22 protein-coding genes are annotated in these 21,972 nt (G+C 66.4%); 2 read left to right on the top strand and 20 right to left on the bottom strand.

The genetic code is table 11. The features are described from left to right. Nucleotides 1–236: 236 nt before the first annotated feature. The 15 genes from EV641_RS16830 to ftsH form a co-directional block, all read right to left on the bottom strand. Nucleotides 237–1,667: a phospholipase D-like domain-containing protein gene (locus EV641_RS16830; protein WP_132473195.1), complete on the bottom strand. Its 1,431-nt coding sequence runs from the start codon at nucleotides 1,665–1,667 to the stop codon at nucleotides 237–239. Between the two features lie 121 nt (nucleotides 1,668–1,788). Then, the gene (locus tag EV641_RS16825; RefSeq protein WP_054718678.1) at nucleotides 1,789–2,145 is read right to left on the bottom strand and encodes an Lsr2 family protein; all 357 of its coding nucleotides are present in this window, start codon (nucleotides 2,143–2,145) and stop codon (nucleotides 1,789–1,791) included. A gap of 104 nt (nucleotides 2,146–2,249) precedes the next feature. Next, nucleotides 2,250–3,761, bottom strand: coding sequence for a lysine--tRNA ligase (gene lysS / locus EV641_RS16820; protein ID WP_054718675.1), 1,512 nt, complete (start codon nucleotides 3,759–3,761; stop codon nucleotides 2,250–2,252). Nucleotides 3,762–3,842: 81 nt separating this feature from the next. Further along, complete coding sequence (locus EV641_RS16815) at nucleotides 3,843–4,295, bottom strand: rhodanese-like domain-containing protein (protein ID WP_054718672.1); 453 nt, start codon at nucleotides 4,293–4,295, stop codon at nucleotides 3,843–3,845. 93 nt (nucleotides 4,296–4,388) lie between these two features. Further along, nucleotides 4,389–5,228, bottom strand: a complete 840-nt coding sequence (locus EV641_RS16810) for a type III pantothenate kinase (protein ID WP_132473194.1) — start codon at nucleotides 5,226–5,228, stop codon at nucleotides 4,389–4,391. 2 nt (nucleotides 5,229–5,230) lie between these two features. Then, the gene (panD, locus tag EV641_RS16805) at nucleotides 5,231–5,665 is read right to left on the bottom strand and encodes an aspartate 1-decarboxylase (RefSeq protein ID WP_054718669.1); all 435 of its coding nucleotides are present in this window, start codon (nucleotides 5,663–5,665) and stop codon (nucleotides 5,231–5,233) included. Between the two features lie 39 nt (nucleotides 5,666–5,704). Continuing rightward, nucleotides 5,705–6,643, bottom strand: a complete 939-nt coding sequence (panC, locus tag EV641_RS16800; RefSeq protein WP_132473418.1) for a pantoate--beta-alanine ligase — start codon at nucleotides 6,641–6,643, stop codon at nucleotides 5,705–5,707. Further along, the gene (locus tag EV641_RS16795) at nucleotides 6,636–7,571 is read right to left on the bottom strand and encodes a DUF2520 domain-containing protein (RefSeq protein ID WP_132473193.1); all 936 of its coding nucleotides are present in this window, start codon (nucleotides 7,569–7,571) and stop codon (nucleotides 6,636–6,638) included. The genes panC and EV641_RS16795 overlap by 8 nt, the downstream gene beginning before the upstream one ends. Before the next feature lie 138 nt (nucleotides 7,572–7,709). After that, nucleotides 7,710–8,468, bottom strand: a complete 759-nt coding sequence (locus EV641_RS16790) for a DUF6779 domain-containing protein (protein ID WP_132473192.1) — start codon at nucleotides 8,466–8,468, stop codon at nucleotides 7,710–7,712. Between the two features lie 97 nt (nucleotides 8,469–8,565). Beyond that, nucleotides 8,566–9,039 carry a DUF3180 domain-containing protein gene (locus EV641_RS16785; protein ID WP_054717893.1) on the bottom strand — a complete coding sequence of 158 codons (474 nt, stop codon included), beginning with the start codon at nucleotides 9,037–9,039 and terminating at the stop codon, nucleotides 8,566–8,568. After that, entirely contained in the window at nucleotides 9,039–9,593 is a 555-nt protein-coding gene (gene folK / locus EV641_RS16780; protein ID WP_132473191.1) for a 2-amino-4-hydroxy-6-hydroxymethyldihydropteridine diphosphokinase, read from the bottom strand. The genes EV641_RS16785 and folK overlap by 1 nt, the downstream gene beginning before the upstream one ends. Beyond that, nucleotides 9,590–9,958: a dihydroneopterin aldolase gene (folB, locus tag EV641_RS16775; RefSeq protein ID WP_132473190.1), complete on the bottom strand. Its 369-nt coding sequence runs from the start codon at nucleotides 9,956–9,958 to the stop codon at nucleotides 9,590–9,592. Before folB ends, folK begins: the two co-directional genes overlap by 4 nt. Continuing rightward, entirely contained in the window at nucleotides 9,951–10,811 is an 861-nt protein-coding gene (folP, locus tag EV641_RS16770) for a dihydropteroate synthase (RefSeq protein WP_132473189.1), read from the bottom strand. The genes folB and folP overlap by 8 nt, the downstream gene beginning before the upstream one ends. Next, entirely contained in the window at nucleotides 10,808–11,461 is a 654-nt protein-coding gene (folE, locus tag EV641_RS16765; protein WP_132473188.1) for a GTP cyclohydrolase I FolE, read from the bottom strand. The genes folP and folE overlap by 4 nt, the downstream gene beginning before the upstream one ends. Before the next feature lie 54 nt (nucleotides 11,462–11,515). Then, complete coding sequence (ftsH, locus tag EV641_RS16760; protein WP_132473187.1) at nucleotides 11,516–14,005, bottom strand: ATP-dependent zinc metalloprotease FtsH; 2,490 nt, start codon at nucleotides 14,003–14,005, stop codon at nucleotides 11,516–11,518. Nucleotides 14,006–14,239: 234 nt separating this feature from the next. Here ftsH and EV641_RS16755 point away from each other — a divergent pair, with 234 nt between their 5' ends. Next, on the top strand, nucleotides 14,240–16,267 hold the full coding sequence (locus EV641_RS16755) for a serine/threonine-protein kinase (RefSeq protein WP_241997303.1): 2,028 nt from the start codon (nucleotides 14,240–14,242) through the stop codon (nucleotides 16,265–16,267). 5 nt (nucleotides 16,268–16,272) lie between these two features. Here EV641_RS16755 and hpt read toward each other — a convergent pair whose 3' ends face one another. Genes hpt through dacB form a run of 4 tightly spaced genes read right to left on the bottom strand, consistent with a single transcriptional unit; the run spans nucleotide 16,273 to nucleotide 20,316 of the window. Further along, nucleotides 16,273–16,833 carry a hypoxanthine phosphoribosyltransferase gene (gene hpt, locus EV641_RS16750; protein WP_054720665.1) on the bottom strand — a complete coding sequence of 187 codons (561 nt, stop codon included), beginning with the start codon at nucleotides 16,831–16,833 and terminating at the stop codon, nucleotides 16,273–16,275. Nucleotides 16,834–16,853: 20 nt separating this feature from the next. Next, on the bottom strand, nucleotides 16,854–17,879 hold the full coding sequence (gene tilS, locus EV641_RS16745; protein WP_241997302.1) for a tRNA lysidine(34) synthetase TilS: 1,026 nt from the start codon (nucleotides 17,877–17,879) through the stop codon (nucleotides 16,854–16,856). 2 nt (nucleotides 17,880–17,881) lie between these two features. Continuing rightward, nucleotides 17,882–18,919: a zinc-dependent metalloprotease gene (locus EV641_RS16740; RefSeq protein WP_241997326.1), complete on the bottom strand. Its 1,038-nt coding sequence runs from the start codon at nucleotides 18,917–18,919 to the stop codon at nucleotides 17,882–17,884. Beyond that, a complete protein-coding gene (gene dacB / locus EV641_RS16735) occupies nucleotides 18,910–20,316 on the bottom strand; it encodes a D-alanyl-D-alanine carboxypeptidase/D-alanyl-D-alanine-endopeptidase (protein ID WP_132473183.1) in 1,407 nt (468 codons plus the stop codon). Before dacB ends, EV641_RS16740 begins: the two co-directional genes overlap by 10 nt. A 174-nt stretch (nucleotides 20,317–20,490) precedes the next feature. Between dacB and EV641_RS16730 the strand changes: the two genes are divergently transcribed. Further along, nucleotides 20,491–20,982, top strand: coding sequence for an inorganic diphosphatase (locus EV641_RS16730; RefSeq protein ID WP_132473416.1), 492 nt, complete (start codon nucleotides 20,491–20,493; stop codon nucleotides 20,980–20,982). A 108-nt stretch (nucleotides 20,983–21,090) separates the two neighbouring features. Here the strand turns inward: EV641_RS16730 and EV641_RS16725 are convergent, their stop codons facing one another. Further along, a complete protein-coding gene (locus EV641_RS16725; protein WP_132473182.1) occupies nucleotides 21,091–21,921 on the bottom strand; it encodes a crotonase/enoyl-CoA hydratase family protein in 831 nt (276 codons plus the stop codon). Nucleotides 21,922–21,972: the final 51 nt, after the last annotated feature.

Here is a 21,972-nt window from a genome sequence, read left to right as displayed (position 1 = left end):
ACGGATCCGGTACGAGGTTGTCCCGGACCCCGGCAGCCGCTCTTCGCTCCGGCACTCGAGTCGTTCACATCGAACCAGCGAAGGTTCCACGATCCCACTCGACACTCTAGTTGGCGTGCATTCCACCCGCTTCCCCTCCACCCCGGAAGGTGCTAGCGGAAAACACGACTACAAGAGGTAACGCTGCACGTGACGCATACGTTTCCGCAACCTGTACGCCAGAAGCGAACAGGCGGTCAGCGAGTGAGAACCTGTCGGATCCGCCGAGCGGCACTCTTCGGCGCCCGCTCCGGATCCATGAGCGCGTTCTCCGCGAGGGGACTGTCCTCATTCCCAACCGTACCCGGTTCGAACGGGCGCAGGGAACGACCCGAACCCCGCAGGCGCTCGATCGCCGCGAGCAACGAGCCCTCGTCGTCGACCGTCCGGTCCAACGTCTCCACACCGACGTCGAGGTGCTCGGCGAGAAGCCTGCTGCGCAGTTCGGCCGCTGCACGGGAGACGGGGTCGCCCGCGCGGGCGGACTCGAGTGCGAGGTCGCATTCGGTGTCGAAACCCATGGACCGGTTGTTGAGGTTCGACGATCCGATCCGCACCAGGGTGTCGTCCATGACGACGACCTTCGCGTGGACGTAGATCGGCTCCCCGGCCTCGGTCACTGGGTAATAGGCCTCGAACCTGCCGTGGACGTCGGCGTGCCACAGTATGTGCAGAAGAGAGCGGCGGGCACCGTCCATCGCCTTCTGTTCGAGCCAGCCGTCCGCGTTGCGGGGTATCACGAGCACGATCTCCGGACCGCTGTCCTCTCGTAGACGCGCGGCGATCGCCTCCGCGAGGGTGCGGGACGCCAGGTACTGGCTCTCGAGGTACAGGCTGTGCCGGGCGTTCTCGATCACCGCCAGATAGAGCGCCTCGATCTCGTGGACACCCTCGCGTCCGTCGTACTCCGGCAGAGTTCTGGCGATCGACACGTCGACGTCGGTGACCGTGGGGTCGAGCCCGTCGGGCCAGATCGCCTCGCGGGGGCCGACCGGGTCGAGGTCCGTCCCTGTGGCCGACTTCCACCGAGCACGCGCCTGCTCGCCGAGTGCTCGCGCGGCCGCACCGTCCACCGCGGTGGTGACGTCGTGCCACGGGCCGTAGCGTCGCCCACTCGGCTCGCGTCGATATCGGCTGCGGTCGGGATGGTCGGAGGTGTCCCAGCGGTCGACTGTCATATCGATTCCGCCGCAGAATGCAATGGCGTCGTCGATGACGATGATCTTCTGATGGTGGGCTGCGCCGATCGGGTGTGCGCCGTCGATCTCGAAATGCACACGTGGATCGCTGAGCCAGTCGAGGACGAACACCGGCGTCATTCCTCTGCCGATCGCCGTGAGTGCGCCGATGTTCCATTTGAGAAGGTGGATGTCGAGGTCGGGGTTCTGTTCCGGGAGCCATTTCAGAAACGCACCGAGCCGGTTGGGTCCGTCCAGGGTGCGGCCTTCGGGTTCGAACTTGATCCGGGTATCGAAATCCCACCCGATCAACATGATGCGTTCACGCGCCTGCAACATCGCCGATTTCGCGTGACGAAAATAGTCTGCCGCGTCGACGATGAAGCTGAGGCGGTCGGCGTGATCCGTCCGCCAGCATGTTTTTCCCGGCACCAGCACACGTTCGACCATGAGCAGAGATGTTACGCCGGAAGATACCCCGAAACAGTGCACGCCAACGGAATACGACAGCACCGTCGGCGTCCGCAGTTGCGGACGGCGACGGTGCGGGTCGGCTGAGGTGGGAAGAAACTCAGTGCGCGTTGTTGTACTGCTCGATGATGTCGGCGGAGATACGTCCACGCGCCGAGACCTGGAGATCGTTGTTTCGCGCCCATTCACGGATAGCCGCGGTTTGCTCGCGATCCGTAGTTCCCCGCGACGACTTGCTTGCCGCCGGTACACTTTGAACGGCCTTGCTGCGCTTACGGCCGCCGACCTTGCGCGCGTGCTGAATCCAGTAATCCAACTGTTCCCGCAACGCTGTCGCATTGTCTTCCGACAGATCGATCTCGTAGGTCACGCCGTCGAGACCGAACTCTACCGACTCATCTGCCGCCGATTCCTGGTCGACATCGTCGATAAGTGTGACGGTGACCTTCTTTGCCATGTGCTGGAAACCCTCTCGATCAAGAAATGCGCTTTCCCCCCACGGGACGAGACCACAATACCTCGCAATTAACGCATGTCTATACCGAAAGCTTTCCTGCCTATTCAGCGAGTGGTCGGGCGAACAATCGGGAAGAGGATAGTTTCCCTGATTCCCAGGCCGGTCAGCGCCATCAACAACCGGTCGATTCCCATCCCGGTTCCTGTGGTAGGCGGCATTCCCTGTTCCATAGCGGCAAGGAAATCCTCGTCGAGGGCCATTGCCTCGTCATCACCCTCGGCCGCGAGACGCGCCTGATCCATGAACCGCTCACGCTGGATGACAGGATCGACGAGTTCCGAATAACCGGTAGCAAGCTCGAACCCTCGCACGTAGAGGTCCCACTTCTCGGTGACGCCGCGCACAGTGCGGTGATCGCGGGTGAGCGGCGATGTCTCGACCGGAAAATCACGGACGAAAGTCGGCTCGTTCAGCTGGTCACTGCACATGTGCTCCCACAGCTCCTCGACGAGCTTGCCGTGGCCCCACCCCTTACCTTCGGGAATTTCGAGCCCGACCTTGCCGGCCAGGGCGGTCAATTCCTCGATCGTGGAATCGGGTGTGACTTCGGTTCCGATCGCCTGCGACAACGACGGATACATTTCGAGGACTTTCCATTCCCCGCCGAAGTCGTATTCGGTGCCGTCCGCGAGAGTGACGACATGGCTGCCGAAAACCGCGAACGCAATCTCCTGGATCATCTCGCGAGTCATCCTCGCGGAATCGTCGTACGTGCCGTAGGCCTCGTAGGTCTCGAGCATCGCGAATTCCGGCGAATGGGTCGAGTCGGCGCCCTCGTTACGGAAATTTCGGTTGATTTCGAAGACCTTGTCGATGCCTCCGACGACGCAACGCTTGAGGAACAGTTCGGGCGCGATACGCAGATACAGATCGATGTCGAGCGCATTCGAATGCGTCACGAAGGGACGCGCCGCAGCACCCCCGTGCAGCGTCTGCAGCATCGGCGTCTCGACCTCGAGAAAACCGCGACGTTCGAGCGCGTTACGCAGCTCACGCACCACCTCGACCCGCATACGGGCATTCTTGCGAGCCTCCGGGCGGACGATCAGGTCGACGTAGCGCTGCCGAACGCGGGATTCCTCGTTCATCTCCTTGTGCGCGACAGGGAGCGGGCGCAGAGCCTTGGACGCCATCGTCCAGGAATCGGCCATGACGCTGAGCTCGCCGCGTCGTGAGCTGATCACCTCGCCGTGCACGAACACGAAATCACCCAGGTCGACGAGCGCCTTCCACTCGGCGAGGGACTCCTCCCCCACGGCAGCGAGACTGACCATCACCTGCAGCTGCGTTCCGTCGCCCTCCTGCAGCGTGGCGAAGCACAGCTTGCCGGTGTTACGCATGAAGATCACACGTCCGACCACACCGACCTGCGCACCGGTCGCCGTGTCGGGTTCGAGGCCGGGGTACTCCGCACGGATCTCCGCGAGCGTGTGCGTGCGCGGCACGATGACGGGGTACGCATCCTTGCCTTCGGCGAGGAGTCGTTCGCGCTTGTCGCGGCGGACCCGGATCTGCTCGGGGGTATCGTCGGGCTGCTGAACGCTGGCATCACTCACGGGTAACCAGACTATCCGAGAGCTCCGCGCCACAACGTCGCAGCCGTGCAGTTACTTCTGTGACGATGCGCTCCACGTAAGTCAGTGCGCGGTGACCCGCTCCACATCGGCGAGAATGTGCTGAGCCTGTGTGACGGCCCGAACCATGTGCGCCGACTTGATCGCGTCGTACCCGCCCACCATGTGGGTCACACGACGCAACCCCTGCTGCTGCAGGCCCGTGACGAGGCGGTGTGAGTCGGCGCCCTCGGCGGACACCAGGATCCATTCGACATCCTGGTCGACGGCGACGGCCAGGCGACCCGGATTCGAGGGGTCGAGCCGGTCTGCGACCAACTCCGCGGAAATCGCGAGGGCGCCCGGCAGGGTGCCCTGAACATCGCGCTGAGCGTTGGTGCGGACATCGACGACCACCGCACCGCGAGCAACGGCCGCAGCCAGCTCGGTGGGGTAGGTGCGCTCGACAGCAAGCGGAAGAAGCGAAACCGGAGCGGAGACAGATGCAGAGACAGACGAAACAAGCGCAGCGCGCATGAGAGAACTCCCAGGAATGTGTTATCGGTCGAGGCGGACGTCAGCCTCGACAACACTCCTGGGCACACATGCGGCGGATCACGGAAGACATTCTTACACAGAATCACGCCGCGCGGAAGCCTCGACCGTTCCCCGCCGCGACGCACGCCGTTCCTGATTCCGCTCGTAGACCAACCTCAGCCCTTCGAGGGTCAAGTCCGGTTCATGATGCTCGAGCAGACGCGATTCCTCCATGATCAACGGCGCACTGTCGCCGGTGGCGATCACCACGACGTCGTCACCGCCGAATCCGGGGACCTCCGCGCAGACACGGCCGACGAGTCCGTCGACCATACCGGCGAAGCCGAAAACCGCTCCGGATTGCATGCATTCGACGGTGTTCTTGCCGAGCACCGCACGCGGCCGGACGAGTTCGACCATGCGTAACGCCGCCGATTGCGACGCCAATGCATCCATCGAGATCTCCACGCCCGGGGCGATGCACCCACCGAGGAACTCACCCTTGGCGGACACGACATCGACACAGGTCGACGTACCGAAGTCCACGACAACGCAGGGCCCACCATAAAAGTGATGGGCGGCAAGGCTGTTGACGATCCGGTCGGCGCCGACCTCCTTCGGATTGTCGACGAGCAGCGGAACACCTGTACGCACACCGGGTTCGACCACCACATGGGGAACCCGATCCCAGTACCGGGCGAGCATCACCCTCAACTCTCGCAGCACCGACGGGACCGTCGACAGCGCAGCGACACCTGTGATCTGCTCCACGTGATCACCCAGCAACCCCCGGAAGGCGAATGCGAGTTCGTCCGCGGTCATCCGCGAGTCGGTACGAATACGCCAATCCCGCAGCAGTTTTGCGTGCGAACCGCTGCCGGTGAACAGGCCCAGAACAACGTTGGAGTTCCGGACATCGACAGCCAGGAGCACCGCTACACCATCGAAGCGTCGAGAGTCGACAGCATCCGCGGGGTGATCAGGCCGGATCCCTCGGGTGCATGCGCCGGGTCGCTGCCGAGTTCGACCTGACGGTTCTCCGCATCGACGAACACGACGCGCGGCGCGTAGTCCTTGCATTCCTGCTCGTTCATCACACCGTAGGCGATGAGAATGACCAGGTCGCCAGGATTCACGAGATGCGCTGCCGCGCCGTTGATCCCGATGACACCCGAACCGCGCTCACCGGCGATGACGTACGTCTCGAGACGATTTCCGTTGTCGATGTCGACGATGCACACCTGCTCACCTTCGAGCAGATCCGCCGCATCCATCAGATCCTGGTCGACCGTCACCGAACCGACGTAATGCAGGTCGGCGTGCGTCACCGTTGCGCGGTGGATCTTCGACTTCATCATGGTGCGAAACATGTCGGTCCTCAGTTTCTTTCTTCTCGTCGTGAACTCGCGTCAGCGAGCGAGCAGGTCGTCTTCGACGTCGGAATCGACCGGGCCGGTCGCGCGTTCCAGGAAGCCGGTTCCCACCGCAACACCGACGTTGTCGATCAAACGGGTGGAGCCCAAGCGTGCAGCCACCAGCAGCCGGCCGTCGCCACGCTCGGGCGCTTCGCCGAGGTCGGCTCCGCGCAACTCCAGGTAGTCCACGTCGATTGCGGGTGCCGCAGCCAGCACTGCGCGCGCCGCCGACAGGATCGCGTCGGCACCGCCGGCGGCGGCATGCGCGCCCGCGACGAGCGCCGCGGACAGGACCGTGGCGATCTCGCGTTGCTCGGCGTCCAGGTAGCGGTTGCGCGACGACAACGCCAGACCGTCGGATTCACGGACGGTGGGCACACCGATGACCCGAACATCGAAGTTCAGGTCGATCACCATCTGGCGGATCAGCGTGAGCTGCTGGTAGTCCTTCTCCCCGAAGAAGGCACTGTTCGGTCCGACGATCTGCAGCAGCTTCGCAACGACCGTGAGCATGCCTGCGAAATGCGTCGGGCGGGATGCGCCTTCGAGCTCGGCGCCGAGCGGGCCCGGATGGATCATGGTGCGGCGCCCGGCCGGGTACATCGCGGCGACGGACGGGACGAACACGAGTTCCACGCCGGCCTCGCGCAGCAGCTCGAGGTCCGCATCGACGGTGCGTGGGTAGGCGTCGAGGTCTTCGTTCGCACCGAACTGCAGGGGATTGACGAAGATCGACACCACGACGACCGCACCGGTCAGCTTCGCCTGCCGCACGAGTTCGAGGTGCCCGGTGTGAAGCGCACCCATCGTCGGGACCAGGGCGACGGTACGACCGACACCGCGCAGCGCCTTGGTCACCTTCGTCAAGGCAGCGGGGTCGTGGTGCACGATCAGTTCGCCGCGCACGTATCCGCGCTGTTCCGTGTCACTCACCATGATCAGCCCCTTCGAGGATTTCCATCAGTTCCGGCTTCGAACCGGTGCGCTGCGCCGATCGCAGCGACAGTGCGCGGTATCCGGCGGCGATCTTCGGATCGATCTCCTCCAGCACACGCAGGTGTGTGGCCACCGCGTCGGCATCACCGCGCGCGACCGGTCCGGTCAGGGCCGACGGTCCGCGCCGCAGCACGTTGTCGAGAGCTGCGGTGAGCAACGGGGCGATCACGCGCTCGGCGACTCCACCGGGATCGGCGTCGACGAGTTGCTGGCCGAGGAGTTCGTCGCCTGTGAGCGCGACACGGAGTGCTTCGACGGCGTCGGATACCAGCGTGACCAGATGGTTGCTGCCGTGGGCGAGAGCCGCGTGGTAGAGCGGGCGCATCTCCTCGGAGACGCGGACCGGTTCCCCACCGATCTCGATGACGAGTGCCTGCGCGATCGCGTAACCGACCTCGTCGGCGGCAGTGATCCCGAAACACGTCGACGACAGGCGCGCCGTGTCCTCGTCGTGGCCGGTGAAGGTCATCGCGGGATGGATCGCGAGCGGAGTTGCGCAGGCTGCAGTGAGCGGCGCGAGGATCTCGATGCCGTGGGCACCGGAACAATGCACGACCAGCGTTCCGCGGCGCACGACTCCGGTGGCCGCGAGACCCGCGACCAGGCCGGCGAGCTCCGAATCCGGCACCGCGAGCAGGAGCAGGTCGCACTTGCCTGCGACTTCGTCGACGGGCAGGATCTGTGAGTCCGGCAGTCGCGTGTGGGCGCGATGTTTGGATGCTTCGGACACTGCCGAACACGCGACGACGACGTGGCCGACGCGTTCGAGCGCCGCTCCGAGTGCGGTTCCGACACGTCCTGCGGAGACGATGCCCACGGACAATCGGGCAGGTGCAGGCGCGTTTGTGATCCCGAAGGAAGTCACGGGGGTCCTCTCGTTCGTTCCAGTCCCGCTCGGCGGGTACCAGACGTTCTGCACGAGAATAGCGCGGCGCCTTTGTGACAGGCCATGTCGGACGAGGGTGATCTACACCTCACCTACCCGGCCCGACAGGGTCTGGTCTCAGCGATCCGACGAGAGATTCGCCAAGATTTCGGCGACGGAACGTCCCTGCGTGTGGCTGCCCGATGCCTCCGCATCGAGGCGACGACGGGCCCGGCGACCTGCAGGTACACCCGGAGTGTCCGACTTCCCGTCCGCTGCTTCGGTGTCGTCGACCTCGGCGTCGACCGCTGTGTCCGCATCCGACTGCTCGGCAACGGAAGTCACGATTTCCGTCTCCGCGGTCAGCGGCTCGTCGCCGGGCGATGCGAACGCCGGACCCGAGGGACTGGGCGCGTTCACCCGGGGCGTGCTGTCGAGTTCGCGGACGGATGCCCCCTTCAATGCGGGGGCGTCGTCGGGGAGCTTCCCGTCGAACAATGCTTCGAGACTGCGGCGTAGCGCTGCAAGTTCGGTGCGCAGGGCCGTCATCTCGTCGGCGTCGATCCGGAGTTCGGAGCGGACCTTCTCCTCGACCCCCAGCTCGTATTCGCGGCGCGCCGAGATCTCTCGCTCGAGCTGCAACTCGTACACGGTCTTGAGGTCTTCCGCCTTGGCTTTGTCGAGTGCCGACTCGCGGCGATACTTCGTCATCGCGATGGCCCCGACCACCGCGCACCACAGAGCCACGACGACGGCGATCCGGAGCAATTGAACGCTGTCGCTGAACACGAGAAGCAACGAGGCGACCATGGCCAGCGCAAGCAGTCCGGCAACGATGACCGAGCCGGAACTGCGCCACGGCCGGCGATCCTTACTCTCCCGCCCCCGAAACACCATGGCTACCAGCGTACTGGTCGGCGGCCGACGCGGGCAGACCTCTCAGAGACATGGTCGCGATTGCATAGGCGATCAGCGACGATGCCCGAACACGCCGTCAGGTGGCGGGCTCGGACGGGTCGTCCGGATCCTCCGGTGTCCGACAACAGTGTTCGAGCCACAGCGCCGCAGCGACGAGCGCGACGCCCGCGATCGCCCCGACGATCACGCCCGTGGAGTCCTCCGACGCCGCCTGCACCGTGCCCCGCTGCGGCAGGAGGTACAGGAGAAAACCCACCCACACTCCGGTGCTCGCCGCGCCGACGAGCGCAGACGCCTTTGCGAGCGCCACCGAGCGGGCCGCAGTGATCGGATGCAACTGGCGGGGGCCGTCGCCGAGCTGATGATTCTGCACACGTGAGCGGATCATGAATGCGAGCACCACTTCGAGCGCAGCCACCGGATACAACGACGCGCCGGCATAGACCGGGATCGGCGGCAGCGAACCGTACATCGTGCGGATCAGCAACCACGCGATGACCGCGGCGAGCAGTGCAAGAGCGAGCAGGTCGCGGATCCGGGTCGCGTTCATCACGGGTGGTCCCCGGCGTCGCCCTCCGCGCCCGGCATGTGATCGACGAGCGTGAGGTCGGTGCGGTGTACCCCACCGCGTTCGGCCTCGTCGAGGTCCGCGAGCCAGTCCGAGATCGGTCGGGTGTGTCCGTTCGCAGTGAGGCGTGCATCCGGCTCGACGTCGAGCCAGGGCACCAGCACGAAGGCACGCTCGTGTGCGCGAGGATGCGGCAGGAGCAACTCGGGGTCGTCACTGCATACCTCCCCCGCACCCGTCCGGCAGACGACGACGTCGACGTCCAGGCTGCGCGGCCCCCAATGTTGGACTCGCACGCGTGCGGCAGCAGATTCGAGTTCACGGCCCAGGGCCAGCCAGTCGTACTCGCCGAAACTCTCGTCCTCGGCCACCACGACGGCGTTGAGGAAATCCTGTTGCTCGACACCGCCCCACGGCGCCGTGGAATACACGCTCGACACCGCGCGCACGCGCGACCCGAGCGCGTCGACGACGGATTTCAGATGCGCGAGCCGGTCTCCGAGATTGGAGCCGATCGACAGCACCGCACGACTCATTCGGCGCTCCGGGTCCGGTCGACCACCACCGCCACGTCGGCGAACGTCAGGGGAATCGGCGCCGACGGCTTGTGCACGGTCACCTCCACCCGCGACACCCGGTCATCGACCAGGACGCTGTCTGCGATCCGGTCGGCGACGGTCTCGATGAGGTCGTGTGCAGGACCGGCGACGATCGCGGCAGCCCGCTCGGCGAGCCCCCCGTAGTCGAGCGTGTCGGCCAGGTCGTCGCTGGCTCCGGCGGGCGCCAGAGCTAGCCACGCGACGATGTCGATGAGGAAGTCCTGTCCGTCACGCTTCTCGTGGTCGAACACCCCGTGGTTGCCCCGGACCTTCAGCCCGCGCAGCTCGATGCGATCACCCATCGTGCACACCTTCCGCACTACCTCGTTGCCATGCTCGGACCACGGCGAGTGCATCGCGACTCGCCTGCACATCGTGTACCCGCACACCCCACGCACCGTGTGTCGCGGCGAGGGCCGAAACCACTGCGGTGGCGACCTCCCGCCCGTCCGGCGAGCGCACGGTTCCGTCGGGTGCGGCGAGCAGCGATCCCAGGAATCGTTTACGGGACGCACCGATCAGCACCGGGAATCCGAGTTCGGTGAGTTCGGGTAGCCGCTGCAGGAGTTCCCAGTTGTGATCGGGGTCCTTCACGAATCCCAGCCCGGGATCGAGGATGAGGTTCTCGCGGGCGACTCCCGCTGTGAGTGCAGCATCGACCTGGGTGAGGAGTTCGTGGCGAACCTCGCGCACCACATCGTCGTAGTGGGCGCTCCCACCGGCGTGCACGAACTCGCCGGTGGGTCGCCAATGCATCAGGATCCATGGGACCTGCGCCGATGCCACCACCGACGCCATGTTCGGGTCCGCCCGGCCACCCGATACGTCGTTGACGATCGTCACCCCCGCCTCGATGGCAGCTTCGGCGACTGACGCACGCATGGTGTCGACGCTGGTGGCGATTCCGGCCGTGCCGAGCGCCTCGATGACCGGTGCGACGCGCGCGGCCTCGACCTCGGGATCGACCCGTACCGCACCCGGCCGCGTCGATTCTCCGCCGACGTCGACGATGTCGACTCCGAGCTCGCGGAGTTCGAGTCCGCGGGCGATCGCGGTGTCACGATCGAGGTAGCGTCCTCCGTCGGAGAAGGAGTCGCTGGTGACGTTGAGTACGCCCATCACGATGGGCGACTGTGTGCCCGGGAGAATGCTCACCGGCGCAGGATGAGATCCAGGGCTTCTGCGCGAGATGCCGAGCTCGTCTGGAACAACCCGCGCACCGCGGACGTCGTGGTGCTCGCTCCGGGCTTCCGGATACCGCGCATCGCCATGCAGAGGTGTTCGGCCTCGACGACGACGATGGCGCCGCGCGGCTCGAGCTTGCGCATGAGCGCGTCGGCGATCTGGCTCGTCAGGCGTTCCTGCACCTGCGGCCGCTTCGCGTAGAGGTCGACGAGCCGTGCGAGCTTGGACAGCCCTGTCACGCGCCCGGTGGGCCCGGGGATGTAGCCGACATGGGCGACGCCGTGGAACGAGACCAGGTGGTGCTCACACGTCGAGTACATCGGGATATCGCGCATCAGGACGAGTTCCTGATGGCCTTCGTCGAAGGTGGTGTTGAGCACCTCGTCGGGAACGGTGAACAACCCGCTGAACACCTCGCGGTAAGCCCGTGCGACACGAGACGGGGTGTCGCGCAGACCTTCCCGCTCGGGGTCCTCGCCGACAGCGATGAGCAGTTCCCGCACGGCTGCTTCGGCGCGGGCCTGATCGAATGGTCGACCCGTCGACAGACTCAACGACTCAGCGCCGTCATGGCTGTCCGAGGCAGAACTCGCCTCCGTATTGAGGTGATTCACCGACACCCGACGTCCTCCACTTTCTGATGTGAACAGGGAACTACGCTGCTAGCAACGATCTCAGCGGTGGCCTGCCGGGCCGTCCCACGGTTGGGTGGGGGGCGGCTCGGGTGGGGTCCGGTCTTCGTCGTCACGTTGTGAGCCGGTGTCACCGCCTGCACCGTTCACGCCTTCCGTGCTGCCCTGCTGCGTCCAGTCGGGGTATCCCCGCTGATAGACGCTGCCGGATTGGTCCTGCGGCGGCCATCCAGGAGCCGACCACCCCGCGGGGGCGCCGTAATCGGGCCGGGTCGCGTGTCGTGGTCCGCCCGTGTACTGGTCGGGGGCCGACGGGAAGCCCGGCATGGGCTCCGACGCGGGCACCGGCTGCGGAGCCTGGTAGCCGCTGCCCGGACCGGACGACTGGTGCTGCTGGTGCTGCTGGTGCTGCGGTGCGGGACCGGACGACTGCGGAGCCTGACCCGCAGGCGGCTGCCCGAACATCTGCTGTGTCGGGGCCGGGCCGACAGGCTGCGGCGCCTGACCTGCAGGCTGCTGGTACGGCTGCTGTTGCTGCGGCGGGAACTGCTGCTGTGGCTGCGGCGCGGGCTTGGTCAGCGACGGCGGCTCCGGCGGCCACGGCTCGCCGCGTTCCTTTGCGAGTTCGCCGGGAGTCTTGATCGGCGGCTTGTCCGACGGAACACGGTCGCCGAAATCGTTGAACGCCGTGATCCGGGGACGTTTCTCCACCGAAGCGAGGATCCGCTCGAGGTCCTTGCGGGTGAGTGTCTCATGCTCGAGCAGTTCACCTGCGATCAGGTCGAGCGCATCGCGGTGCTGGTTGAGAATCGACCAGGCCTCCGTGTGCGCCGCCTCGATCAGGTTGCGCACCTCCTCGTCGATCTCACGCGCGACCTCGTGCGAATAGTCGGACTGCACGCCCATGGACCGGCCCAGGAAAGGATCGCCCTGCTCCTGGCCGTAGCGGACGGCGCCGAGCTTGGCACTCATGCCGTACTCGGTGACCATCGCGCGCGCGATCTTGGTCGCCTGATCGATATCGGACGACGCTCCGGTGGTGGGCTCGCGGAACACCAACTCTTCCGCCGCGCGACCGCCCATGGCCATGACGAGCCGGGCGATCATCTCGGAGCGGGTCATCAGACCCTTGTCGTCCTCGGGCACCGTCATCGCATGTCCGCCGGTGCGACCGCGCGCGAGGATCGTGACCTTGTAGACGGGTTCGATATCGGGCATCGCCCATGCCGCGAGGGTGTGTCCGCCCTCGTGGTACGCGGTGATCTTCTTCTCGTGCTCGCTGATGATCCGGCTCTTGCGACGCGGGCCGCCGATGACCCGGTCGACGGATTCCTCGAGGATCGCCTCGGTGATCACGGTGCCGTTCTCACGGGCGGTCAGCAGCGCTGCCTCGTTGACGACGTTTGCAAGGTCCGCGCCGGACATGCCGACGGTGCGCTTCGCCAGGCCTTCGAGATCGGCGTGCTGATCGATCGGCTTGCCCTTGGAATGCACCTGGAGGATCGCACGGCGACCGGCCAGGTCGGGGTTGCTGACGGGGATCTGCCGGTCGAAACGACCGGGACGCAACAGAGCGGGATCGAGGATGTCGGGGCGGTTCGTGGCAGCGATGAGGATGATGCCCTGGCGGTCGCCGAAACCGTCCATCTCCACCAGCAACTGGTTGAGGGTCTGCTCGCGCTCGTCGTGTCCGCCGCCGAGTCCTGCGCCGCGCTGGCGGCCCACCGCGTCGATCTCGTCGACGAAGATGATGCACGGCGAATTCTGCTTCGCCTGCTCGAAGAGGTCGCGCACGCGGGAGGCGCCGACACCGACGAACATCTCGACGAAATCGGAACCGGAGATGGTGAAGAACGGGACGCCCGCTTCACCCGCGACAGCGCGAGCGAGCAGAGTCTTGCCGGTGCCGGGCGGTCCGTACAGGAGCACGCCCTTGGGGATCTTCGCGCCCAGCGCCTGGTAACGGGCGGGGTTCTGCAGGAAGTCCTTGATCTCGTAGAGCTCTTCGACGGCTTCGTTCGCACCTGCGACGTCGGCGAATGTCGTCTTCGGCATGTCCTTGGAAAGCTGCTTGGCCTTCGACTTGCCGAAGCCCATCATGCCGCCGCGGCCGCCGCCCTGCATCCTGCTCATCACGAAGATGAAGACGCCGAGAAGGATGATCATCGGCAGCACGAACAGGAGAATCGACGACAGCCAGCTCTCCTGAGTGACCTGCGTGTCGAACGATTCGGCATCGGACGCAGCGACCTTGTCGAAGATCTGTTCGGACGCCGACGCCGGATACTTCGCGAGGATCTCGGTCGAGCCCTCCGTCGCGTCGCTACCGTTGTCGAGCCACAATCGAACCTGCTGCTCACGGTCGTCGATCTGTGCTTCGTTGACGTTGCCCGCGTCGAGTTGCGCGATCGCGACGGACGTATCGACCTTCGTGAAGCCGCGCGTGTCGTCGCCGAAGTAACTGAAGGCATAGATGACCAACAGGATGCCGAGGACTATCCCCAGATTACGAAACACTGTCTTGCGGTTCATACAGGTTCGGCCGGGCCGGCCGGTCCTTTCGATAGTGACGTCAGCAACGTGGTCGTTGTGGCTCTTCCCATACCCGTGACCAATCGGGCACCGCAAGGTTACCGCGTGGTGCTGCCATGACGCCCCTGCGTGGGTGGCCTGCTATGACAACGCGCAGAATCGTGCCAGGGTTCCCTCACTGTCCGGCAGTACGTTGTGCCGCATCCGATGCAGCGGCATGTGGGAAGATCGAGCATGGCCACGCGGGACCCGGAACCGCCCCGGACGGCCGGGATCACCCCGGTTTCCGACACCACAGTTCCCGGCACCACAGCTCGCGATACCACGCAGGTTTCCGACAGGACACAACCCGCGGAGACCACCCGTGCGGCCGAAACCCGACCCGTCGACCTCACCGTCACAGCACAGACGCGCCCCGACATCCTGGACTCCGGCGACCCCATCACCCTCGACGACGTCGAGGCCGGGCAACGCATCGACGACTTCGATCTACTCACGACTCTGGGAACCGGGGCATTCGGCCGCGTGTTCCTCGCACGGCAGCAGTCGATGCAGCGCCTCGTCGCGGTGAAGGTCTCGCGGAACAGCGGAAACGAAGCGCAGACCCTCGCCCAGCTCGACCACGACTACATCGTGCGGGTCTTCGACCAGCGAATCCTTCCCGATCACGGGCTGCGACTGCTCTACATGCAGTACATGCCGGGCGGAACACTGCAGCGCGTACTGCACAAGGTGCTTCGGACACCGTCCGAGCAGCGGTCCGGCCGGCTGCTGCTCGACTCGGTCGACGAGGCCCTCCAGGCCAAGGGCGAGATCAGACCGTCCGAATCCCCCGTTCGGGCTCGTATCGCGGACCTGACATGGCCCGAGACCGTGGCATGGCTGGGTCGACGTCTCGCCGAAGCACTCCATTACGCCGAGAGCCGCGGTGTGCTGCACCGCGACATCAAACCGGCGAACGTACTGCTCACCGCCGAAGGTGTGCCCAAGCTGGCCGATTTCAACATCAGCTTCGCCGAATCGGTGGACGACAGCTCACCGGTCGCCTATCTCGGCGGTTCGCTCGCGTACATGTCCCCCGAACAAATCGAGGCATGCCACCCCCATCGGCCCCGCAGTGCCGCCGACCTCGACACCCGCAGCGACATCTACGCGCTCGGCGTGATGCTGTGGGAGTTGCTCACCGGAAACCGGCCCGGCGCCGACCACGCCGACCACGTCGCGGAAGCGCCCACGATGGACGCGCTCGACGCGATGCTGCGCACCCGGCGCGCGCCTCCGGACGGCGACGCTCTCACCCGGTTGCCGAGCGATTGCCCGCAGACCCTGCGGCGTGTGCTCACACGGTGCCTCGCACCCGAGCCCACCGACCGGTGGGCATCCGGCGCCGAACTCGCGCAGCAGTTCGACCTGTGCCTCGACGCACGCGCCCGCGAACTCGTGGACCCGCCACCCGAGAGCTGGCGGGCGCGGTTGCGCCGGCCCGTCATCCCGTTGATGATCGCAGCGGTCGGCCTGCCCAATGTGCTGGGGGCGCTCTACAACTACCAGCACAATCGGAATCTGATCGTCGGACAATTGTCGCCGGACGCGCAGCTCCAGTTCCAGACCATCGCGCTGATCATCAACGCCACCGTGTTTCCTCTCGGCGCGCTGGTGATCGTCTACCTCGCGCGGAGACTGATCACTGTGCCCCACGGACTGCGCCGCGGACGGCAGTACGACGCCGCCGAGCTCGCGCGTGCCCGGCACGACGCCCTGCTCATCGCCGATCGCATCACCGCGGTGGTGATGCTGCTCTGGGTGCTGTCGGGAATTCTGTTCCCGGTGATCATGGAGTCCGTATCGGGAGCGCTCGACAGCAGGGCGATCACCCATTTCGTCACGTCGATCGTCGTGTGCGGAACGATCGCCGTGGCATACCCGTTCTTCTTCGTCTCGTTCTACATGGTGCGATCGATCTACCCGGCGTTTCTGCCCCACGGAGCAACCGACACCACCGATGCCCGTGAACTCGAGGGGCTGCACCGCCGCAGCGTCCGCTATCTCGCCGTCGCGGCGGCAGTGCCCCTCGTCGCAGTCGCGGGGTCGACGTTCCTCACGGTCGACGAGATCGCCCAAGTCCAGCCCGCGGTACGTGTGCTCTCTGTGGGCAGCATCGGCGCGTTCGTGTTCGTCTACTGGCTGTTCCGGCTCATGGAGCAGGATCTCGAGGCACTGCAGCGATCCGTGGCGGTCCGTCCGGACCACCCGCTGCACTAGCCCGCTCAGTGCCCGCTGCTGTACACCTTCGGATCGAGCGTTCCGATGTACGGCAGGTCGCGGTACCGCTCGTCGTAGTCCAGGCCGTAGCCGACGACGAACTCGTTGGGGATGTCGAAGCCGACGTCCGCGACCTCGACGTCGATCTTGATGGCATCGGGCTTACGCAACAGTGTGACGACATCGAGCGAGGCGGGGTTGCGGCTCTTGAGGTTGCGGAGCAGCCACGACAGGGTCAGGCCCGAATCGATGATGTCCTCGACGATCAGCACGTGACGACCCGCGATGTCCTTGTCGAGGTCCTTGAGGATGCGCACCACGCCGGAGGACGACGTCGACGAACCGTACGAGCTGACGGCCATGAACTCCATCTGCGTCGGGATCGGCAACGCGCGAGCGAAGTCGGTCATGAAGAAGATCGCGCCCTTGAGCACGCCGATGAGGAGCAGATCGCCTTCGGGAGCACCCGGCGGATACCGCTTGGCGACCGACTCTGCCAGTTCTGCGGTGCGCGTCTCGATCTCTGCCTGCGAGATCAGCACCGACGCAATATCGCCTTCGTACACCGGGTCCTACCTACCTTCCGTCAGTCGTCCGCACACCGTTGCTGGTCGACGAACTCCACGCTCAGCCTGCCACGCCGTCGTGCCACCACCAACCTGGTCCCTCGTTCCGGGCCCCGGCCGACCGCCACCGGCCCCTGCCCGTGCCACTCGCCCACCAGGGCATCCACCGCCCGCAGGGTTCGGTCGGGAGGTGACGAGGCTCCCATTCCGATCAACCACGCCCGCACTGCACGACGCCGGACCGCCGGTGGTGCCGACGCGAGCGCCGCAGTATCGAGTTGCTGCGGTCCGATCGGAGTGTCCGACGTCCCGAGTGCGTCCGCGAGCACGCGCGCCGCGGCCGCGTCGAGGACCTCGCCGTCTTCGCGCAACTGCGCCGCGGTTCGCGCGAGTGCCGCAGCCGCACCGCCCCCGAGAACGTCCTCGAGGAGCGGTAGAACCTCGCTCCGCAGTCGCACCCGGGTGAATCGCGGGTCCGAGTTGTGCGGATCCTCGTAGGGTCGGTAGCCGAGTTCCTCGCACGCCAGCCGGGTGGTGTCGCGGCGGACACCCAGGAGGGGACGTCCCCACGGGTCGTCGAACGGCGCCATGCCACGAATCGACCGCAGACCGGACCCACGGCCGAGGCCCAGCAGGACGGTCTCGGCTTGATCGTCGAGAGTGTGGCCGAGCAGCACCGGATTGCCGCACCGCGCGTCGTCGAGAGCCCGATAACGCGCGTGCCGCGCAGCGGCTTCGAGGCCACCCCGGCCGCTCACATCGACCACCTGCACCCGCGCCGAAGCGCATCCGACCGACTCCGCGAACTCGACAGCCCGCGCGGCGACCATGTCGGATCCGGCCTGCAGACGGTGGTCCACCACCACCGCGTGTACTGCAGCGGCCTCCGCGACGGCGGCAGCGGTCAGAGCTGCCGAGTCGGCACCACCGGAGAGCCCGACGACGACGGCGGTCGCGTCGTATTCGGTGAGCCATGCGCGCACTGCCCGGCGGATCTCGTGGATCGCGGGGGCCTCGGGAAGCAGGGGTCGCGATGCCGCAGCCACCGTCAGCCCAGCACTCGCGCGATCCAGGCTTCGGGCTTGTCGATCTCGCCGAGCGTCGGCAACGCATCCGGCCCGGACCAGACCGTGTTGAACTGCTCCATCCCCACCTTCGCCACGACAGCGTCGACGAACTTCTTGCCGTGGACGTACTGCGCGATCTTCGCGTCCATCCCGAGCAGTACACGGATGACGCGGTGCACAGGATTGCTGCTGCGTCGTCGGCGGCTGTCGAACGCGCGCCGGATGCGTACGACCGAGGGAACCACCGACGGCCCGACCGCGTCCATGACGTGGTCGGCGTGCCCCTCGAGGAGCGTGCCGAGAGCGAGCATGCGGTCGAGACTGTCGCGTTGGGGTTCGGCCTGCAGCGCACGCATCAGGCCGAGCATGCCGCGCTGCGACATCGGTTTGCCCTCTGGTTCGCGCAGGTTGCGGACTGCCGAGACGAGGCGACCGGCGATGTCACCGATCGGTTCGTCGACGGCGGCCGACAATTGCCCGGCGGCGTCGCGCATGAGGTCGGCCATCCAAGGCGCTTCCGCGAACTGCACCCGATGCGTGACCTCGTGCAGGCACACCCACAGCCGGAAGTCGGAGGTGGGTACCTTCAGCGCACGTTCGACGGCCACGACGTTCGGGGTGACCAGCAGCAGCGTCCGGGAGAACGGGTCGTACTGCCCGAGCACCGCCGAGGACAGGTAGGCGAGCATCGCACCGGCCTGCGCGCCTGCGGGCTTCGCGGCCCACGATCGGCGCTCTCCGGCTCCCACCAGTTCGGACATCGAAGCGGCCGCCGCGTGGACCCACCCCGGACGATCGACGACGAGCGCCGGCGGCGGCCCGGCACTGTCGCCGAGGCCGGTCAGATCCCGCACCGGTGCTTCTGCCCGGTCCGAGGCCGACACGAGTTCGGCGGCCGCGGTGTCGTAGGTGTAGCGCGACATCGCCGGCGCCGGACGCGCCAGGCGCGCACCGACGCCCGCGGCGAACGACCAGTCGATCGCGTCGCCGAGTGCACGTTCGGTGCCACTCATCGGCATCCACATTCGCGGAGCACCGCGGCCACCGCATCGAGCGCGGGCCTGGCCTCGCCGGGAGAACGATCGTTGGACAACAACGCGAACGAGAGCACACGACCGTCCGTGTCGACGACATAACCCGAAAGTCCGCTCACCAGATCCAGTGTGCCCGTCTTGGCGCGAACCCACCCGGCTCCGGCGCGATTCACCGTGCCGTAACGATCTGCGAGTGTGCCGGTGCCACCGGCGACAGGAAGGTGGTCGAGTATGGGGCGCAGTTCCTCACGGTCCGGTGACGCTGCGGCCGCCATGATGGAGTCGAGCAGGCCGGCGGGGATCCTGTCGTCGACCGACAGACCGCTGAGGTCTGCCAGCGTCACACCGGACGTGTCGAAGCCCGCCCCCTGCAGCACGCGCAGGACGGCACCGACAGCGTCGGAGAAGGACGCCCCAGCTCCGGCATCGATGGAGACCTCGCGGCCGATGGCCTCGGCGAGCACATTGTCGGATCGGCTCACCATCTGTCCGAGCCGGTCGCGCAGCGGTGCCGATTGCACCGACGCCATGGGGGTCGCGTCCGGTGCGGCAGACCCGAGGGCGACGGCCGCGGGATCGGCGCCGAGCGCAACGGCCAGTGCCCGTCCCGCATCCAGGGCCGGGGTCGCGCTGCGCGGCGATTCGTCTTCGAGAGGGTCGGATCGCCCACCGTCGAGCATCACCGGCTCCATTGGGGCAACGAACCCGGCGGGGACGTCTTCGGGGAACCACCCGGGTGCGAGAGGGTCGCCGCTGTAGACGCCGATGTCGACGAGCACGGTATCGACGGCAGTTCCGGAACGTGAGATCTGATCGGCGAGGTCGGCGATGCGCGGCGCTCCGGGATAGAAGCCGTCCTGACCGACGGGCTGCGCCGTCAGTGTCGGGTCTCCCCCGGCGACCAGCACGACCTCACCGGGCCGGGATCCGGATACCACCTCTGTCGTGATCCGATGGTCGCTCGGCAGCGCGATCAGGGCGGCCGCCGCCGTGAGCAGTTTCGTGGTGGACGCCGGAGTCATCGGGCGTTCGGGCTCGTGTGACCAGAGCACCGTGCCCGTCGCGGCATCGGTGACCGATCCGGTGAACGCACCGAGCCCGGGGTTCGTCACGGCGGGGCCGAGTGCAGTGGCGAGCCCGATGGGGGTGGGAGCGGGAGCCGACTCGGTGACGGCCGCGACCTGCGGGGCAGCGATGACCGGAGCCGGGGCGGGAACCACCGCGGCAGATGCGGTGCTGCGCACGTCGTACACCGCGAATGCACCCCCGACCACGAGCGCGAGGAATCCCACGATCCAGATGCCGAGCAGGATCCGAAAGCTCCGACGCTTGCGAGTCTCGAGCCCGCCCTGCTTCTTGCTCTTACCTTGCCCCGCCAACACGCCTCCGCTGTGTCCAACAAACTCGGTCGACACACTCGCGCCCCTGGTGGTCGCGTGGTGGTCGGGTACCTGCACCTACAGCGTAGCGTCGGGACGGTTATCCTCACTCCGGACCATCGCCGCAGATACGGACGTCGTATCGACTGGCAAAACATCGACGAAGTGAGGCAAGGCGTGGAGTTCGAGGTCACCATCGAGATCCCCAAGGGGCAGCGCAACAAGTACGAGGTCGATCACGAGACCGGCCGCGTCAAGCTCGACCGCTACCTCTACACCTCTTTCGGTTACCCCGCCGATTACGGCTACATCGAGAACACGCTCGGTGAGGACGGCGATCCGCTCGACTGCCTGGTTCTGCTGCCAGAGTCCGTGTACCCCGGGGTGATCGTCGATGCACGCCCGGTCGGCATGTTCAAGATGGTCGACGAGGCCGGCGGCGACGACAAGGTCCTGGCAGTTCCGGCCGGCGATCCGCGTTGGGACCACATTCAGGACATCAGCGATGTGCCGCAGTTCGAACTCGACGCGATCAAGCACTTCTTCGTGCACTACAAGGACCTCGAGCCGGGCAAGCATGTCGAGGCTGCCGATTGGACCGGCCGGGCCGACGCCGAGGCCGAGGTCACTGCATCGATCGCGCGGCTGAAGGACAACGGCGCGCACTGAGCTTCGCAGGACACCGAGTCCCGAAGCCGAGACCTCCCGGCCGATCATGGAATCGGCCGGGAGGTTTTCTCTTGCTGGAAGCTTGTGTACCAGCGGCCCGTGAACGACCTAGCGGCCCTTGAACACAGGCGTGCGCTTCTGCATCACGGCGGTGATCGCCTCGGTGAGGTCCTCGGACGGCAGGAACGCCGCGTTCCACGCGGCGACGTAGCGGAGGCTGTCGTCGACCTGCGCGGAGCGCGTGTGGTCGAGGACGTCCTTGATGCCGTGGACGACGAGCGGCGGGTTGGCTGCGATCTCCGCGGCGGTCGCATGCGCCGCGGCGAGTGCAGCAGCGGCGTCGTCGAAGACGTCGCTCACGAGGCCGATCTTCTCGGCGCGTGCGGCGTCGATGTCCTTGCCGGTCAGCGCGAGTTCACGCACGTGTCCGTCGCCGATGATCAGGGGAAGGCGAGCGAGGCTACCGACGTCGGCGACCATCCCGACCTTGACCTCGCGGACGCTGAACTGGGCGTCGGCACTCGCATAGCGGATGTCGGACGCCGAGATGAGGTCGACACCGCCGCCGATGCACCAGCCCGAGATCGCAGCGACAACGGGTTTGCGGCAGTCGGCGACCGCCGTGATGGCGCCCTGCATGCGCTTGACCATCGCGTGGAAGTCGGTGCGGGGCTTCGCCTGCGCCTTGTCGGCCAGCACCGGCCCGAGATCGCCGGCCATGGCCGGGAGGTCGAGACCGTACGAGAAGTGCTTGCCCGAGCCGGTAAGGACGACGGCGCGGACCTCGCGGTCTGCGTCGAGTTGCGCGAAAATCTGTGGCAGTTCCGACCAGAAGTCCGGTCCCATCGCGTTACCCTTGCCCGGGCCGATGAGCGTGACCTGGGCTACGTGTTCGGTGCGCTCGACGGTGAACGCCTTCCAGCTGGATGAATCAGTCATTACCCGAGAGTAATATCTTGGCGCGCAAACCGCACCGAGCTTCCGATCACG

This window comes from Rhodococcus sp. SMB37, assembly GCF_004345605.1.
Lineage (GTDB): Bacteria > Actinomycetota > Actinomycetes > Mycobacteriales > Mycobacteriaceae > Rhodococcus.
The sequence above is the reverse complement of the archived record's forward strand: the minus strand, read 5'-3'. Positions and strand labels throughout refer to the sequence as shown.